This window comes from Pseudoxanthomonas mexicana (assembly GCF_010093385.1).
In the GTDB taxonomy this organism is placed as follows: domain Bacteria; phylum Pseudomonadota; class Gammaproteobacteria; order Xanthomonadales; family Xanthomonadaceae; genus Pseudoxanthomonas_A; species Pseudoxanthomonas_A mexicana.
This window is the reverse complement of the sequence record NZ_PDWV01000073.1, coordinates 1-15,286: the sequence shown is the minus strand read 5'-3', so window position 1 is coordinate 15,286 and position 15,286 is coordinate 1. Positions and strand designations below refer to the sequence as shown.

Below are 15,286 nucleotides of genomic sequence, written 5' to 3'. Positions count from 1 at the left end.
CGTACGAGGGGTATAAGAGCCAGGCCGGGGATCGCCGCTCTGGAACGACAGCGTGCCGTTGCCGATGGATACATTGCCCGACACGCTGGCGGAGCCCGTGTGGCGGTCGCGCGGCCACGCAGGATAGCCGGCCGACCAGTAGGGCACCCAGCGCGGATTCCCTTCACCATCGTCGCTGGTGTAGGTCTCGCCGTCGGGCGTCACGCACTCATACAGGGGGCGGGGCGGTGTGAGGGACACCACCTGGGCGGTGGTGGTCGGGACCGGTGCGGCCGGCGTCGGCGTCGGTGCGGGCGGCTGCGCCGACGGCGCCGGATCGCGTGGACGTTGCATGGTGCGGACATCCTGCTGCGCGCCCTTCCGGCAAGGGGAGTCGCGCAGCGTCAGCGCGCCACTGGCATTCGTGCAGCGGTAGATCGTAACGTCGGTCGTGGCGGCCGGCTTCGACGCCTGCGCGGAGGACGGCGTCGGGATCAGGAGGACCGGCAGCAGGAGCAGGGCAAGGCGCGGCATGCCGCCATGGTGCGCGCGTGGACAGGGGATGGAAAGCCGGACGCCGTGAACGGCCGCCGGTCATTCACGCAGCGCTTGGCCGGTCAGTGCGTCGCGGATGGCGGTGGGACGAGCCAGGCCGCCGGTCTGGCCGGGCACGATGGCGTCCACGCGTGTCAGCAGGGCCGGGTCCAGCGCGTCGTAGTCGCTGACGGCAGGCTGGCCGCTCGGGTTCGCGCTGGTGGCCACCAGCGCGCCGCCATAGGCCTGGCACAGGCCGACCACGGTGGGATGCTGGCTGACGCGCACGGCGATGCCGCGATGCTGGCCGGTGATCCAGCGCGGCGCCTGCGCGGTGGCGGGCATCACCCACGTGTACGGGCCCGGCCAGCTCGACAGCACGTCGGCCAGGCGGTCGGTGGGCACCGCCGCGACATCGATCAGCGGCTTGAGCTGTTCCAGCGTGGCGGCGATCAGGATCAGGCCCTTCTCCACCGGCCGCTGCTTGATCGCGAGCAGCCGGTGCACGGCGCCCTCATCGAACGGATCGCAACCCAGGCCCCACACGGCTTCGGTGGGATAGGCGACGATGCCGCCGCTGCGGATCACTTCCGCGGCTTCCTCGATGGTCCGTTCGATGGGCATGGCGTGCATGGTGGCAGGAGATCAGAACGGTGCGTCGTCTCCGGCAGCGGCCTTGGCGACGGATTTCTTCGCCACTTTCTTGGTCGCTGCCTTCTTCGTCGCGGTCTTCTTGGTGGCTTTCTTCGCCGCCTTCTTCGCGGGCGTTTTCTTGGCCGCCGTCTTCTTCGGCGCCGCTTCCTTCTTCACCGCCACCTTCTTCGCGGCGGCCGTCTTGGCGCCGAAGCCGCGACGCACGGGCTTGCCGGTCTCCTCCAGCAGCTTCTGCACGTCCTCCAGCGTCAAAGACGCCGGCTCGCGGTCCTTCGGGATCTTGCCGTTGAGCTTGCCGTCGCTGATGTACGGGCCGAAGCGGCCGTTGAGTACCTGGATGTCGCTGCCGTCGAATTCCTTGATGATGCGGTTGCGCGCGATCTCTTCCTTCTCTTCGATCAGGAACACCGCGCGCGCCAGGTCGATCGTGTACGGGTCGTCTTCCTTCTTCAGCGACGCATACACGCTGCCACGCTTGGCGAACGGGCCGAAGCGGCCGATGCCGACGCTGACCTCTTCGCCCTTGTCCTGCCCCAGCTTGCGCGGCAGCTTGCACCGCTCCAGCGCGTCTTCCAGGGTGATGGTGTGCATCGACTGGCCGGGGCGCAGCGAGGCGAACTCCAGCTTCTCGTCGGTGTCCTTGTCGCCGATCTGCGCGTACGGCCCGTAGCGGCCCAGACGCACGCTGACCGGCTTGCCGGACTTGGGATCGTTGCCCAGCTCGCGCGCGCCGGTGGCTTCGCTGCGGTCGACCGTCTCGGCCTTTTCGGCCACCAGTTCCTTGAACGGGCCCCAGAACTTCTCCATCAGCGGAATCCACTCTTCCTCGCCACGGGAGACGGCGTCCAGCTCGTCCTCCAGCTTGGCGGTGAAATCGTAGTCCACGTATTGGGTGAAGTGGCCGGACAGGAACTTGCTGACCGCGCGGCCCACGTCGCTGGGCTTGAAGGCGCGGCCTTCCATTTCCACGTACTTGCGGAAGATGAGCGTCTGGATGATCGAGGCGTAGGTGGACGGACGGCCGATGCCGTATTCCTCTAGCGCCTTGACCAGCGCCGCTTCGGTGAAGCGCGGCGGCGGCTGGGTGAAATGCTGGTCGGCGTGGATGCGGTCCAGCGGCACCGAATCGCCGGGCTTCATCGGCGGCAGCTTGCGGCCTTCGTCGTCGTCCTCGGCGTTCTTCTGGTCCTTGCCTTCCTCGTACACGGCCAGGAAGCCGGGATCGACCACGGTGGTGCCGCTGGCGCGGAAGCTGTGCTGGCTGCCGGCGGCCAGGTCGACCGACACGGTGTTGAGCGTGGCCGGCACCATCTGGCAGGCGACTGCGCGCTTCCAGATCAGGTCGTAGAGCTTGCGCTCGTCGTCGCTCAGGTAGCGGGCGACCTGCGCCGGCGTGCGCAGTGCGCTGGTCGGGCGTACGGCTTCGTGCGCTTCCTGCGCGTTCTTGGACTTGGTGACGTAGACGTTGGGCTTGTCGGGCAGGGCCTGGGTGCCGAAATCGCGCGCGATGACGTCGCGGATCTCGGCCAGCGCCTCGGCGGACAGGCTGACCGAGTCGGTACGCATGTAGCTGATCAGGCCGACGGTGCCTTCCTCGTCGCCGATGTTGACGCCTTCGTACAGCTTCTGCGCCACCTGCATGGTCTTGCGGGTGGTGAAGCCGAGCTTGCGCGAGGCTTCCTGCTGCAGCGTGGACGTGGTGAACGGCGGCGCCGGACGACGCTTGCGTTCCTTGCTGCTGACATCGGTGACGTGCAGCGAACCCTGCGCGGCCTGCTGGATGCGCAGGCGTGCGGCTTCGGCGGTGTCGCCGTCGGTGACGGTGAACTGTTCGAACTTCTGCCCGTCCAGTTTGGTGAGCTTGGCGGTGAAGGCCTGGCGCGGATGCGCGCACTCGGCTTCGATGCTCCAGTATTCGCGGGCGACGAAGGCTTCGATCTCCTCCTCGCGCTCCACGATCATGCGCAACGCCGGCGACTGCACGCGGCCGGCGGACAGGCCGCGCTGCACCTTCCGCCACAGCACCGGCGACAGGTTGAAGCCGACCAGGTAATCCAATGCGCGACGCGCCTGCTGGGCGTCGACCAGGTCGCCGGCGATCTGGCGCGGCTGGGTCATCGCTTCCTTGATGGCGCGGGGGGTGATCTCGGTGAACACCACGCGGTGCAGCGGCTTGTCCTTCAGCAGGCCGCGTTCCTTCAGGATCTCCGCGATGTGCCAGCTGATGGCTTCCCCTTCGCGGTCCGGGTCGGTGGCCAGGAAGATGTCGTCGGCACCCTTGGCGGCCTTGGCGATGGCGTCGACGTGCTTTTCGTTCTTGTCGATCAGGTCGTATCGCATCGCGAACCCGTTGTCCGGGTCCACCGCTCCTTCCTTCGGCACCAGGTCCCGGACGTGGCCATAGGACGCCAGGACGGTGAAGTCCTTGCCGAGGTATTTGTTGATCGTCTTGGCCTTGGCGGGCGACTCGACGATGAGCAGGTGCTTGGGCATGTCAGGGGTTCAGGGGAGTTCGGGTGGGCCGTCCGGGGCCGGCTAGGGTGGCCCAAATGCGGGCGCCAGAGAAGCGGACGCCCGGGGCGCGGGCCCCGGGCGTTCAGATTTCCTATTTATAGTGGTTTCACGGCCGCACCGGCCTGTCAAGCCGGTAGCCAGGGCCGGGCCGGGTTCCGTGACCCGGGTCGCCCCGTGGCGGCTCAGCGACCCATCGAGGCCAGCGCGGCGAAACCCACCACCATCAGGATGAAGGCGCCCACGAGCAGCACGCCGCCCAGGATCAGCACGACCAGGGCCACCGTGCCCAGTTCCTCGCGCTGGCGCTCGGGCTGGGCGGTGAAGGCCCACTTGTCGACCACCAGGGTGTCGCACATCAGGTCGTGGAGCCCCTGCTTGCGTTCCGTGAAGGCGGCCATGATCAGGCCGATGCAGAAGATCAGGCCGCTGAGCAGGTAGGCCCAGTAACGGCCGAAGCCGCGCAGGAAGCTGATCTTGTCGCCGTCGGTCCTTACCACCTTGATGCCGATGGCCAGTTTGCCGGGCGTCGCGCTCAGGCCGGCGGTCGAATGGAACCACGCGTAGGCGATGGCGGTGAGCAGGTACGACGTGATCGTCTCGCCCGGGTTGAACACCTGGGTCGTGAAGGAGCTGCCGGCGCCCATCAGGCCACCGACGATCATGGCCACGATCGCGACGGGAATGCCGATGGCGAAGGCGTCGATGATGCTGGCCGCCACGCGCTTCCAGAAACCTGCGTAGACCACATGGCCGTCTTGCACGCGCGCCGCGGAACGCGGCTCGACCACATCGGCCCGGGGCGCGGCGTAGGGCGATGCCGCCGTGGCCGCAGCCGCCACGGCACCCACCGGGCCCGTCTGCACAGGCGTGTGCTGGGCGTAGCTGGGCTCACTGGCCGTGAACACCGCACGTCCGGTCAGTGGCCGTTCGGCCACTGGTTCGGCCGCGGGCTCGGGAGTCGGGGGCGCAGCGACGGGCGCGGGCGCGGCAAGGCCGAGTTCGCTGCCGAGTTCCCCCAGCGGCGTCCACTGGCCCATGCCTTCGCGCCAGGCCAGCGAGGCGTCGTTAAGCGCGCCGCTGCGATGCAGCTTCACCAGCGCTTCCTGCGGCACGGGGCCCTGGCGCTGGCGCAGGTTGTCGACGTAGTACCACTCGGTCATGCGGGGTCTCCGTGGATCTTTCAGGATTGCAGGGCCATCGGAACGACGATGGCGGCGATCACGGCGATGAACATCAGGCCGTAGAGCACGCCGGCGATCGCCAGGATGACCTTGGTGACGGTGCCCAGTCCGCGCTGCTGCCAGTCCGGGTGCGCCGTGTATGCCCAGCGGTCCACCACCAGCGTGCCCACCACCATGTCGTGCAGGCCCTGCTTGCGTTCGGTGAAGGCGGCGATCAGGTAGCCGACGTACAGCGTGATGTAGTTGAGGAACACGGCCAACCAGCGCAGCAGCGCACGGCCCAGCGTCAGGCGGCGGCCTTCGGTATCGGTCACCTTGATGCCGACCGCCATCTTGCCCAGCGTGGCCTGCTTGCCCGACGACTCGAAGCCGGCGTAGTACGCCGCGCTGATCACCGGGTACAGCAGGTAGACCAGCGCCATCATGCCGAACATCGCGGCCATGCCTTCCGTGCTGTCCTGGTTGCGCAGCAGCAGGCTGCCGCCGATGCCCAGCACCACCACGGCGACGATCAGCACCAGGTAGTAGGCGAAGCCCACCACCATCGAGTCGATGAACAGCGCGGCCAGGCGTCGCCAGAAGCCGGCCAGCACCACGTCGCCGCCGGCGACAGGGTGCTGTTCGGAGGCGAGCGGGGCGGTCGGTGGCGCATAGGGCGCATCGGCCGCGGGCGATGTGGCGGACTCTGCCGGCATGGCCGGCGTGCCGAGCGCGACGTCCAGCTCGGACGCCATCGACGCCAGCGGTTGCCACGTCTCAAGGCCGTCGCGCCACACCAGCGAATGGGCAGCCAGACGTTCCGCCCGGACGTGTCCGGCCAGTTCCTCGGCGCTGAAAGGCCCCTGCCGCTGCCCTTGGGCATCGGCGTAATACCAGTGCGTCATTCCTTCATTCCCCGGTGCAGGGCGTGGCGTGCGTCGCCACGCCGGCGTCGATCAGCCGCGGCAGTCCAGTGGCAGGTACTTGTCGTCCACTTCCGACGAGCAGTGCCACTGTTCGTTGTCGCTGCCCATGTCCCACCAGAGCTTGCGCCCATCGATCTGCGCATTGCCGGTGTTGCCGAATTCCAGTTCGAACCCGCACGTGCCGTCGTCGAACTCGCCGATGGTGGCGCGGGTGACGTAGGTGCCGGCATAGCTTTCGGGCGCGCCGAAGTCGCCTTCGCCATTGGTCGGGCAACGGCCCTGGTCGAGGCGGAACATCTGAACGTCGACCTTCAGCGCCTGGACCTCGGCATTGGCCTGCACGATCTTGGCGCGCAGCGTGTAGTCGCTGTAGGCCGGGATGGCGATGGCGGCCAGGATGCCGGCGATGCCGATGCACGTACCACCATGACGGCGGCCACGATCAGCGCGATCTTGCCGCCGGACATGCCGGGCTTCTTCGCTGCAGGCGTGGGCGGCAGGGAGGTCTGCGCCAGGGGCGCAGCGACCGTCGGTACCGGAGGCGGTGCGGGAGCCGCGTCGACCGGCGCCGGATCCAGGCCCAGTTCGTCGGCGAAATCGCGCAAGGGCCGCCATTGCGGCAGACCTTCGCGCCAGACCAGGTCGCCCAGCGCGATGCGCCCGAAACGGTAATGCGTGACCAGCTCATCCGCCGTCGCCGGACCGTGCTGTTCACGGTTCCGGTCGGCGTAATACCAACCCGACATGCTTCCCCCAGAAGCGGATCAACGCCTCAGTGTACCGGTTCGGGCTCGTCGGCAAACATCTGGGTTTCCATCCAGGCGTAGGCGGCTTCCGAGCCGGGCTGGTTGAACAGCACCATCAGCACGACCCACTTCAGGTCGTCCAGGTCCAGTTCGTCCTGGTCCAGCGCCATGGCACGGTCCAGGACCAGCTCGCGCTGGTCCGCATCGAGCACGCCGTGCTGTTCCAGGAACAGCAGGAAGCCGCGGCACTCCACGTCCAGCTTCTCCAGTTCGGGACCATGGAAGACCCGGGTCGGACCGCCCACGCGGGGCGTGGAGGCGGCCGGCCGCTGGTCGGCCAGCGCGTCGAGCCAGTCGAAGGCCTTGCTGATTTCGGCGGGGCTGAAACCGGCCTGGATCAGGCCGTTCTGGAGAGAGTCGCGGTCGCGGACCGGGTCCGCGTCTTCGGTGAAGTAGTGTTCGAACAGGTACAGCAGTACATCCAGGATGCTCTCTTTCATTGCCCCTCGGCCTGCGTCGTGGACGCTGTGGAGGTGAAGAAACCGGTCTTTCTCTGGTATCGGCCGTGCTCGGCCGTTACTAAGCCATCCAGTTCCATGACCAGCAGCATGGAGGACAGTTCCGCGGCCGTCAATCCAGTGCGTGAGACGAGCTGATCCATACCTGTTGGGTCATGGCCGAGCCCGTCCCACAATCGCTGGTAGTCAGGGTCGAGACGGCAGGGCGTCTCGCCGTTGCCTGCGATTGCCCCGGATTCAGCCTGCCCAAGCCGCACGCGCAGCGCGTCGGCCAGATTGGCGGCCAGCGGCGCCAGGGCAGTGATGATCTCGGCGGCGTCCTCCACCAGCGCCGCACCCTCCCGGATCAGGCGGTGGCAGCCGCGGGCACGGGGGTTGTGGATCGAGCCGGGAATCGCGAACACCTCGCGACCGGCCTCGCCCGCCTGGCGGGCGGTGATCAGTGCGCCGGACTGCTCGGCCGCTTCCACCACCAGCGTGCCCAGGGTCAGGCCGGCCAGGATCCGGTTGCGGGCGGGGAAGTGGGTACGCAGGGCGGGAGTGCCGGGAGGATGCTCGCTGACCACGGCGCCTTCGCGCGCCAGGCGTTCGCGCAGCCGCTCGTGGGCGGGTGGATAGGTGAGATCGGGGCCGGTCCCGACGACGGCGAAGGTGGTCCCCGGCCCGCAGGTCAGGGCCGCCTCGTGCGCCTCCGCGTCGACGCCGCGCGCCATGCCGCTGGCGACCACGATGCCCGACGCCGCCAATCCGCGGGCGAAGGCGTGTGCGTTGTCGCGGCCGCCGCTGGTAGGCGTGCGGCTGCCCACCACCGCCACCGCCGGTCGCCACAGCAGGGCAGGGTCGCCGTCGATGAAAAGCGCCAGCGGCGGGCTGGAAATCGTGCGCAGCGGTGCGGGGTAGTCGGCGTCGTGCCAGCCCACCAGGTGATGGCCGGGGACCTTCAGCCAGTCCCGCGTGCGCGCCAGGGCTTCGCTGATGGCCCGATCCTGGAGGGCTGCGATCTGCGCCGGATCCAGCCCGGACGCGCGCCATGCGCCGGCACCCGCGGCGAGGGCCGCCGCAGGTGAGCCGTGGCGGTCGAGCAGGTGTCGCCGGCATTGGGCCGGGCCACCGGCCAGTACCAGCCGGGCCAGGGCGGTCGCATCGTCGAAGGACATGCGGCCAGCGTAGGGGCGAAACGACGACGGCGCCCTCGGGCGCCGTCGCGGTATTGCGTAGGATTTGCCCGACCCGGGTCAGTAGGTCGCGTCGGGGTGCTTCAGCTCATAGCCCACGCGGGTGGCTTCCACGCCCTCCATGACCAGCGCGTAGCTGACCTTGTCGAAGGTGCGGAACACCATGGCGTGGCTGGCGTACTCGTCCGGCAGGCTCACGCGGCCGGCGCCCGACTTCGGCGACTCGCTGATGCGCGAGGACTCCGGGTGCGCCATGCGGTTGGCGGTGTGGCTGCCGTTGCGCCAGATCGAGAACACCGTGCCGTTGTCCACGCCGTCCAGGCGGCCGCCGGAGATGGCGATGACATCGCGCGGGCCGCCGGAGGTGAGGGCATCGGCCACGGCCAGCACGCGCAGCTTGCCGGCCGGATCGCGGGCGGGCGGATGCGGGAAGAAGTGCAGGTCGTACGGCTGCGCATCGACCGGGATCAGGCGGTCGCGGACGCGGATCTCATGCCCGCCGATATCGGCCACCAGCGTGCTCACCTCGGTGCCGGGCACCACGCCGCGGGTGAACGTGGCCACGTTCACCTTGACCAGTTCGTAGCCCAGGAACGCGCCCTTGCCGGTCTGCTCGGTGATGTCCTTCCACATGTCCACTTCGCCACGGATCGTCCTGCCGCGGAAGTCGAGGTCCTGCGAGCGCGGATTGTCGGTGAAGCGCGCGCTGGGACGGACCACCGTGAAGCGCTGGCCCGGCTGGGCGCCGTCCAGGCCGCGCACGTAGATGTTGTGGCCGCCGGAGCTGCGCAGGCGGTCTTCGTCCAGGCCGGCCACGTGCGGCAGGCCCTCGAAGCTGTCCACCACGCGGCGGTCCTTCAGGAACGGCTCGATGTCGGACAGCGGGATCGCATTCAGCGGAGCTTCCTCGCGCGGGCCGGGCTGCACCGCCACGCGGTCCAGGTAGGCCAGGCTGATCACGTCGCCGGGATAGATCAGGTGCGGGTTCTGGATCTGCGGGTTGGCCTGCCAGATCTCGGGCCACAGCCACGGCTTCTTCAGGAAGCGGGCCGAAATGTCCCACAGCGTGTCGCCGCGCTTGACCACATAGGTGTCGGGATGGCCTCCCGCCATCTCGGCGGCAGCCGCATAGGTGCCGACGGTCAGCACCGCGACGGCGAAAACCGTACGAAAACATTTAAACATGGCGGTATCTACCTGATTCCCCGACAGGTGGTCCGCACTATAGTCCAGAAAACCCGGCGCAACGCAAGCGCCCGCGTTAGAATTCGTGAGGCCTTGCCGGATTCCACTGGCGCCCCCATCCCGAGACGTACCATGGCCCTGCTCCCCATCCTCGAATTCCCCGACCCCCGCCTGCGCACCAAGGCCGTGCCGGTGGAGGCCGCAAATGTGACGACGGCCGAATTCCAGCGCCTGCTCGACGACATGTTCGAGACCATGTACGACGCACCGGGCATCGGCCTGGCTGCCAGCCAGGTGGACGTGCACCAGCGTTTCATGGTCATCGACATCAGCGAGGAAAAGAACCAGCCCCAGGTCTTCATCAATCCCGAGCTGAGCGACAAGGCCGGCGAACAGGTGTACCAGGAAGGCTGCCTGTCCGTGCCCGGCATCTTCGCCGACGTGACCCGCGCCGACGAGATCACCGTGCGCTTCCTCGACCGCCAGGGCCAGCCGCAGGAGTTGCGGGCCGACGGCCTGCTGGCCGTCTGCATCCAGCACGAGATGGATCACCTGGACGGCAAGCTGTTCGTCGATTACCTCTCGCCGCTGAAGCGCGAGATGGTGCGCAAGAAGCTGGCCAAGCAGCGCAAGCACGTGGCGTAAGACGGCGGGGCGGGAACGGGGAACCGGGCATGACGGTTCGCTGCCGCGCCGGCGGTCCCGTCGCCGCCACTGCCGCCGCTTTCCATCCTCCGTTCCCCATTTTCCATTCCCTGCCTCCATGAGAATCGTCTTCGCCGGCACGCCGGCGTTCGCCGTGCCCAGCCTGCGCGCCGCGCATGCCCACCATGAAGTGGTGGCCGTCTATACCCAGCCCGACCGGCCCGCCGGCCGAGGGCGCGGGCTGACGCCGTCGCCGGTCAAGCTGGAGGCGATCCAGCGCGGCATTCCCGTACTGCAGCCGCTGTCGCTGAAGAAGAAGTCGACCCAGGACGCACTGCGCGAGATGCAGCCCGACGTGATGATCGTGGTGGCCTACGGCCTGATCCTGCCGCAGGCGGTGCTCGACATCCCGCAGTACGGCTGCTGGAACGTGCATGCCTCGCTGCTGCCCCGCTGGCGCGGCGCGGCGCCGATCCAGCGCGCCATCGAAGCCGGCGACGAGGAGACCGGCGTCTGCCTGATGCAGATGGAGGCCGGCCTGGATGCCGGGCCGGTGCTGCTGGCGCAGAGCCTGGACATCGGGCCCGAAGAAACCGGCGGCCAGTTGCATGACCGTCTGGCCGATCTGGGCGCCCAGGTGCTGCGCGATGCGCTCGGGCTGCTGCGCGCAGGCGTCCGCCTGCCGCCGCATCCGCAACCCGAGGCCGGCGTCGTCTACGCGCACAAGCTGGACAAGGCCGAAGCCCGGCTCGACTGGACGCAGCCGGCCGACGTGCTGGCGCGCAAGGTGCGCGCCTTCAATCCCTGGCCCATCGCCGAAGCCCAGGTCGCCGGCGAACGCCTGCGCATCCACGGCGCGGTGGCGGTGGAGCAGGCGCATACCGCCGCGCCCGGCACGCTGCTGGCCGCCAGCCGGCAAGGACTGGACATCGCCTGCGGCAGCGGCGTGCTGCGGTTGCGCGTGGTCCAGCGCGAGGGCGGCAAGGCGATCACCGCGGCGGACTACCTCAACGCCCGGCGCGACCTGGTGACGCCGTGACCAACCAGGCGGGCGTCGCGGTGCGGGTCATCGCGACCCGCGTGGTCGATGCGGTGATGCATCGCGGCCGCTCGCTGAAGGCCGAACTGGCGGCCAATCTCCCCCGGGTGGAGGACACCCGCGATCGAGCGCTGCTCGAAGCGATCTGTTTCGCGGTGCTGCGTTCCCGTGCCCGCAGCGACGCCGCCCTCGCGGCCTGGATGCCCAAGCCGCTGGGACGCAGCGAGAACGAACTGCGCGCGCTTCTGCATGTGGGCTTCGCCCAGGTGGTGGTGATGGGCCTGCCCGCTCATGCGGCGCTGTCGGCCACCGTCGAGGCCGTGCGGGCACTGGGCCGCCCCCACCAGGACAAGCTGGTCAATGCGCTGCTGCGACGCGCGCAGCGCGAGGGCTTGCCGGCGGCGCCGTCCGATGCCCTGTGGCCGGCATGGCTGCGACAGCAGGTGCGCCAGGACTGGCCGGCGCAGGCCGATGACATCTTCGCCGCCAGCCAGCAGGAGGCGCCGCTGTGGTTGCGGGTCAACCGGCTGCGCGGCAACCGTGACGCCTATCGGCAACGGCTGCTGGACGCGGGTATCGAGGCGGAAGTTCCGGACGGCGTGCCGGACGCGCTGCTGCTCCGTGCTCCGGGGGCGGCGACGGGTCTGCCCGGATTCGCCCAGGGCGATGTGTCGGTGCAGGATGGCGCCGCGCAACGCGTGGCGGACCTGCTGGACGGGTTGCCCGCGGGTGCGCGGGTGCTGGACATGTGCGCGGCGCCGGGCGGCAAGTCCGCGCATCTGCTCGAGCGCGACCCCACGCGGCGTCTGCTGGCGATCGATGTGGATGCGCGCAGGCTCCAGCGCGTGCGTGAGACCTTCGATCGCGTCGGTGTCCAGGCCGACATGAAAGCCGCGGACGCGGCCGATCCCTCGGTATGGTGGGACGGTGAGCCGTTCGATGCGGTCCTGCTGGATGCGCCCTGTTCCGCCACGGGCATCGTGCGCCGCCACCCCGATGTGCTGCGGCGTCGGCGTGCCGACGCCCGGGTGGCGCTCCCCCGCCTGCAGGCACGCCTGCTCGATGCCGCGGGGCGGGTGCTGCGTCCGGGCGGACGCCTGGTCTACACCACCTGCTCGATCCTGCGCGCCGAGAATGCGCTGCAGTTGGATGCATTTCGCGCACGCCACGCCACGGCGCTGGTCGAGCCGCCGGATGAAACGTGGGGGCATGCGGATGGGGGTGGTCGACAGCGGCTGCCGGGCGAATCCGATATGGACGGATTCTTCTATGCCGTTCTGCAGAAAGCGTGATTCGCGTAGCAGTACGCGGTAACGCCACACGCATGGTGATGCGCCGTTGACGGTCCATTCCCTGAGTGCGCGATACTGACGACGAAGGCAGGATATCGCTGTTCACCTCGTCTTGACGTGGCGGGAACGCAGTAGGCGCAGACTCGGCGTCATGGTCGGTTCGCACACGCTGCCTTCATGAACGTGTCGTCGCACAGGGAAGGATCCAGGGCAATGCAAGGCAGGAGCCATCGTCGACAGGATGTAGCGCGCGTGTTCGCGTGGCTGTCAGGATTCAGTGCCCCTGCCTTGCTGGTGGTGCCCAAGGGACTGGGTGCGTTCGCCATGCTGATGCTGGTGGCCACACTGCTGGCGCTGCCGGATGCCTGGCGTGGTCGTGACGCGCGCACGCCGCGTGCCTTGCCTCTCCTGCTGGGTACGGCGCTGACCGTCCTGGCCGTCGCCGCGCTTTCCATGTGGGGCAGCGGCGCCGACCTGTCTGCGCTAGACAATCCCTCGCGCGCCTTGCTGCTGCCGTGGTGTGCCTGGCTGGCATGGTCCACGCGCATGCGCGCGACGAGTCTCTGGTATGGCGCGCTGGCGGGACTGGCGCTCGCGTTCACGATCTCGATGGCGCAGGCGTCGTGGGGCGTGGAGCGCGCAGGCGGTGAGGCCAACCCCATCGTGTTCGCGAACGCCGTGCTGACGCTGCTGGTGGTGGGTGTGTTCTGCCGGCCGGCACGCAACGGGTTCCCGATGCAGTTGCTGTTGGCCGCGCTGGTGGCGCTGGCCGTGGTCGCCGTGATCCTCAGTGGCAGCCGTGGCGTACTGCCCGGTCTCGGGCTGGTGCTGCTGATGCTGCTTGCCGGCAACGAAGCACGGCATCGCGGGTGGCGGCTGGGCGCGACCGGCGCCGCGCTGGCGCTGCTGCTGGCGGCGTTGTGGACGGTGCCGTGGCTGTCGGCGCAGTTCCGGTTCGACCAGTTGCAGGCGGACGTGGCGGGTTACGCGCAGGGCCAAGTGGACCAGCCGATCAGCGCACGCCTGGCGTTGTGGTCGGTGGCGTGGGATGCATTCCGTGAGTCGCCGTTCACGGGCGTGGGGATCGAGGCCTTCAAGTCGCGGGTCGATGCCAGCCTCTACTGCCAGGGCGCGTCACGGCATTTCTGCGGACTGGAGCATGCGCACAACGATGTCGCGCAGTGGGCCGCCACGATGGGAATTGCGGGTCTGACGGTTTTGCTGGCGCTCTATGGCGTGCCGCTGGCCATCGCGATTCGCCAAATCCGCCGTAACCGCCTGCACGCACCGGCCGGTCCCTCCTGGGCCGCGGGGATGCTGGTGTTCGCCTACCTGGTGTCCGGGCTGACCCAGTCGATGTTCTCCCATGCCCTCAGCACCAGCGCCTACGTGGTGCTGGTCGGACTGTTGTTGGGCATGGGGATGGCGCCTCGCGACGCTGCGGGGATTGCGGAGGAAAACGGCTCGGAGTAGCGCTGCCAGCGGGAGACATGCAGGAAGGCGTGCGGCGTCCGTTCGGCGCAGTCCATCCGGGCGCGGGATGCGTCACCGCGACCCGATGTTCCCCGAGCGCCTCACCAGACGCTCGGTGGATCGGCCACGGGTTGAGATGAGGCAGGCATGTCCGGCATCTGTAGCGGCCCGTGGCGCCGTGGGTGGCCGTCTTCGCCGATGAGCCTGCCCGTGGACGCCAGGTCCTGGCTCGGACTGGGCTCGGAGTCGAGCGAGGGCGCGCCTGCCAGCAGCCGCGCATAGACGGCCTCGGTGGGATCGAGGAAGGTTCCGATGCCGAATTCGGCGAGCGCGTGATCGCGGGCCGCCTTGCCGCGGCGCAGGACGTCTTCGCGGTCGTTCAGCATGTCGCGCAGCGCCTCCGCCATCGCGGCGTGTCCATGCACCGGCACGATCCAGCCATCGGTGCCGGGGCGGATGTTCTCCGGCAGCCCGGCGTAGTCGGTCACCATCACCGGCTTGCCCATCGCCATCATCTCGCGGCAGGCGAAGGAGATCGTTTCGATGTCATGGGACAGCACGAAGCCGGCATCCAGCCGGGCGATCATCGGACGGACGTCGTCCAGCAGGCCGGGGAAATGGAAGCGGTCCTGCAGCCCGGATCGCGCCAGCATCTCCCGCTGGGCCGCAGACGGCGGGTGGCCGGCAATGACGACCTGGATGCGGCCGCGCTCGTCCGGCGTCAGCAACGCCAGCGCCGCCATCAGGTCGGTCCATCCCTTGTAGTCCGCCGTACCGGCGTTGCTGCCGATCCAGAGCTGTCGCGTATCCACGCGGTCGGCTGGTTCGGCAGGTGAATAGAACGCGGTGTCGACGCCGTTGTAGACGGTTTCCGGTTGGCAGCGACGATAGGGGGTGTGGCTCAGCTGGCGGCGCACGAATTCGCACACCGCGATCACCTTGTCGGTCCCGAAGCGCGCACGCCACGCATGTTGCAGGCCGCGCATCGGCTTGGTGTTGTGCTTCGTCAGCACGACCAGGGGGCGGGGCTGCAGGCCTCTCAGGGCCGCGATCACGAGGCGGTGATCCGCCGACCCGTTCACGTGCACGATATCGAAGCGATGTTCCTCGAGGTACGCCCGCAGGCGTGCGCAGGCGCGCCTGCGGGCGGGCCGCAGGCGCAGGCCGTTCGGATAGGGTTGGGCGAAGGCGTGGAGACCGGGGATCTCCCTCGCTTCGCGCAACAGCCGGCTCTCTTCCGGCGCCGCGACGTGTACCTCGTGCCGCACCGACAACCCGCGCGCTAGTTCGCGGATGTAGGGGGTGTGTCCCCCGCCGCTGCCGCTGTGGAAATTGGTGTACAGGAGTTTCATGCGGCGGTCGGGGTGGCGGGGGGCCCACCACCCCTTGTTTCTTTATCCCATGTGAGGCGGCGGCGGTCCTCCCGCTGGGGTATCTCGGGGGGGG

The 15,286-nt window shown here is 68.9% G+C and carries 14 protein-coding genes and 1 pseudogene; 4 read left to right on the top strand and 11 right to left on the bottom strand.

The features are described from left to right. The 10 genes and pseudogenes from CSC76_RS17555 to CSC76_RS17510 all read right to left on the bottom strand — a co-directional run. A pseudogene (locus tag CSC76_RS17555) lies at positions 1 to 513 on the bottom strand (DUF4124 domain-containing protein); the annotation flags it as partial. 60 nt (positions 514 to 573) lie between these two features. Beyond that, complete coding sequence (gene tsaC / locus CSC76_RS17550) at positions 574 to 1,137, bottom strand: L-threonylcarbamoyladenylate synthase type 1 TsaC (RefSeq protein WP_162111257.1); 564 nt, start codon at positions 1,135 to 1,137, stop codon at positions 574 to 576. A 21-nt stretch (positions 1,138 to 1,158) separates the two neighbouring features. After that, a complete protein-coding gene (locus CSC76_RS17545; protein ID WP_162111256.1) occupies positions 1,159 to 3,660 on the bottom strand; it encodes a DNA topoisomerase I in 2,502 nt (833 codons plus the stop codon). 203 nt (positions 3,661 to 3,863) lie between these two features. Beyond that, the gene (locus tag CSC76_RS17540) at positions 3,864 to 4,841 is read right to left on the bottom strand and encodes an RDD family protein (protein ID WP_162111255.1); all 978 of its coding nucleotides are present in this window, start codon (positions 4,839 to 4,841) and stop codon (positions 3,864 to 3,866) included. 20 nt (positions 4,842 to 4,861) lie between these two features. Beyond that, complete coding sequence (locus tag CSC76_RS17535) at positions 4,862 to 5,746, bottom strand: RDD family protein (RefSeq protein WP_162111254.1); 885 nt, start codon at positions 5,744 to 5,746, stop codon at positions 4,862 to 4,864. Between the two features lie 51 nt (positions 5,747 to 5,797). Next, the gene (locus CSC76_RS17530) at positions 5,798 to 6,064 is read right to left on the bottom strand and encodes a pilin (RefSeq protein WP_238395072.1); all 267 of its coding nucleotides are present in this window, start codon (positions 6,062 to 6,064) and stop codon (positions 5,798 to 5,800) included. Between the two features lie 14 nt (positions 6,065 to 6,078). Beyond that, a complete protein-coding gene (locus tag CSC76_RS17525; RefSeq protein ID WP_162111252.1) occupies positions 6,079 to 6,513 on the bottom strand; it encodes a DUF4339 domain-containing protein in 435 nt (144 codons plus the stop codon). 26 nt (positions 6,514 to 6,539) lie between these two features. Then, entirely contained in the window at positions 6,540 to 7,013 is a 474-nt protein-coding gene (locus tag CSC76_RS17520) for a DUF494 family protein (protein WP_142123186.1), read from the bottom strand. Continuing rightward, a complete protein-coding gene (dprA, locus tag CSC76_RS17515) occupies positions 7,010 to 8,188 on the bottom strand; it encodes a DNA-processing protein DprA (protein ID WP_162111251.1) in 1,179 nt (392 codons plus the stop codon). Before dprA ends, CSC76_RS17520 begins: the two co-directional genes overlap by 4 nt. Positions 8,189 to 8,266: 78 nt before the next feature. Next, positions 8,267 to 9,391, bottom strand: a complete 1,125-nt coding sequence (locus CSC76_RS17510) for a LysM peptidoglycan-binding domain-containing protein (protein ID WP_162111250.1) — start codon at positions 9,389 to 9,391, stop codon at positions 8,267 to 8,269. 132 nt (positions 9,392 to 9,523) lie between these two features. Between CSC76_RS17510 and def the strand changes: the two genes are divergently transcribed. The 4 genes from def (at position 9,524) to CSC76_RS17490 (ending at position 13,840) form a co-directional block, all read left to right on the top strand. Then, entirely contained in the window at positions 9,524 to 10,036 is a 513-nt protein-coding gene (gene def / locus CSC76_RS17505; RefSeq protein ID WP_162111249.1) for a peptide deformylase, read from the top strand. A gap of 118 nt (positions 10,037 to 10,154) precedes the next feature. Then, positions 10,155 to 11,075: a methionyl-tRNA formyltransferase gene (gene fmt, locus CSC76_RS17500; RefSeq protein ID WP_162111248.1), complete on the top strand. Its 921-nt coding sequence runs from the start codon at positions 10,155 to 10,157 to the stop codon at positions 11,073 to 11,075. After that, complete coding sequence (gene rsmB / locus CSC76_RS17495) at positions 11,072 to 12,367, top strand: 16S rRNA (cytosine(967)-C(5))-methyltransferase RsmB (RefSeq protein ID WP_274382106.1); 1,296 nt, start codon at positions 11,072 to 11,074, stop codon at positions 12,365 to 12,367. Before fmt ends, rsmB begins: the two co-directional genes overlap by 4 nt. Positions 12,368 to 12,619: 252 nt before the next feature. Next, entirely contained in the window at positions 12,620 to 13,840 is a 1,221-nt protein-coding gene (locus tag CSC76_RS17490) for an O-antigen ligase family protein (protein ID WP_162111247.1), read from the top strand. A 101-nt stretch (positions 13,841 to 13,941) separates the two neighbouring features. On the opposite strand, the gene CSC76_RS17485 is transcribed toward CSC76_RS17490, so the two are convergent. Beyond that, on the bottom strand, positions 13,942 to 15,192 hold the full coding sequence (locus tag CSC76_RS17485) for a glycosyltransferase family 4 protein (protein WP_162111246.1): 1,251 nt from the start codon (positions 15,190 to 15,192) through the stop codon (positions 13,942 to 13,944). Between the last annotated feature and the right edge of the window lie 94 nt (positions 15,193 to 15,286).

Coding starts and splice junctions, on each gene's coding strand:
- tsaC (WP_162111257.1), bottom strand. CDS start 1,137: ATGCCCATCGAACGGACCATCGAGGAAGCCGCGGAAGTGATCCGCAGC.
- CSC76_RS17545 (WP_162111256.1), bottom strand. CDS start 3,660: ATGCCCAAGCACCTGCTCATCGTCGAGTCGCCCGCCAAGGCCAAGACG.
- CSC76_RS17540 (WP_162111255.1), bottom strand. CDS start 4,841: ATGACCGAGTGGTACTACGTCGACAACCTGCGCCAGCGCCAGGGCCCC.
- CSC76_RS17535 (WP_162111254.1), bottom strand. CDS start 5,746: ATGACGCACTGGTATTACGCCGATGCCCAAGGGCAGCGGCAGGGGCCT.
- CSC76_RS17530 (WP_238395072.1), bottom strand. CDS start 6,064: ATGTTCCGCCTCGACCAGGGCCGTTGCCCGACCAATGGCGAAGGCGAC.
- CSC76_RS17525 (WP_162111252.1), bottom strand. CDS start 6,513: ATGTCGGGTTGGTATTACGCCGACCGGAACCGTGAACAGCACGGTCCG.
- CSC76_RS17520 (WP_142123186.1), bottom strand. CDS start 7,013: ATGAAAGAGAGCATCCTGGATGTACTGCTGTACCTGTTCGAACACTAC.
- dprA (WP_162111251.1), bottom strand. CDS start 8,188: ATGTCCTTCGACGATGCGACCGCCCTGGCCCGGCTGGTACTGGCCGGT.
- CSC76_RS17510 (WP_162111250.1), bottom strand. CDS start 9,391: ATGTTTAAATGTTTTCGTACGGTTTTCGCCGTCGCGGTGCTGACCGTC.
- def (WP_162111249.1), top strand. CDS start 9,524: ATGGCCCTGCTCCCCATCCTCGAATTCCCCGACCCCCGCCTGCGCACC.
- fmt (WP_162111248.1), top strand. CDS start 10,155: ATGAGAATCGTCTTCGCCGGCACGCCGGCGTTCGCCGTGCCCAGCCTG.
- CSC76_RS17485 (WP_162111246.1), bottom strand. CDS start 15,192: ATGAAACTCCTGTACACCAATTTCCACAGCGGCAGCGGCGGGGGACAC.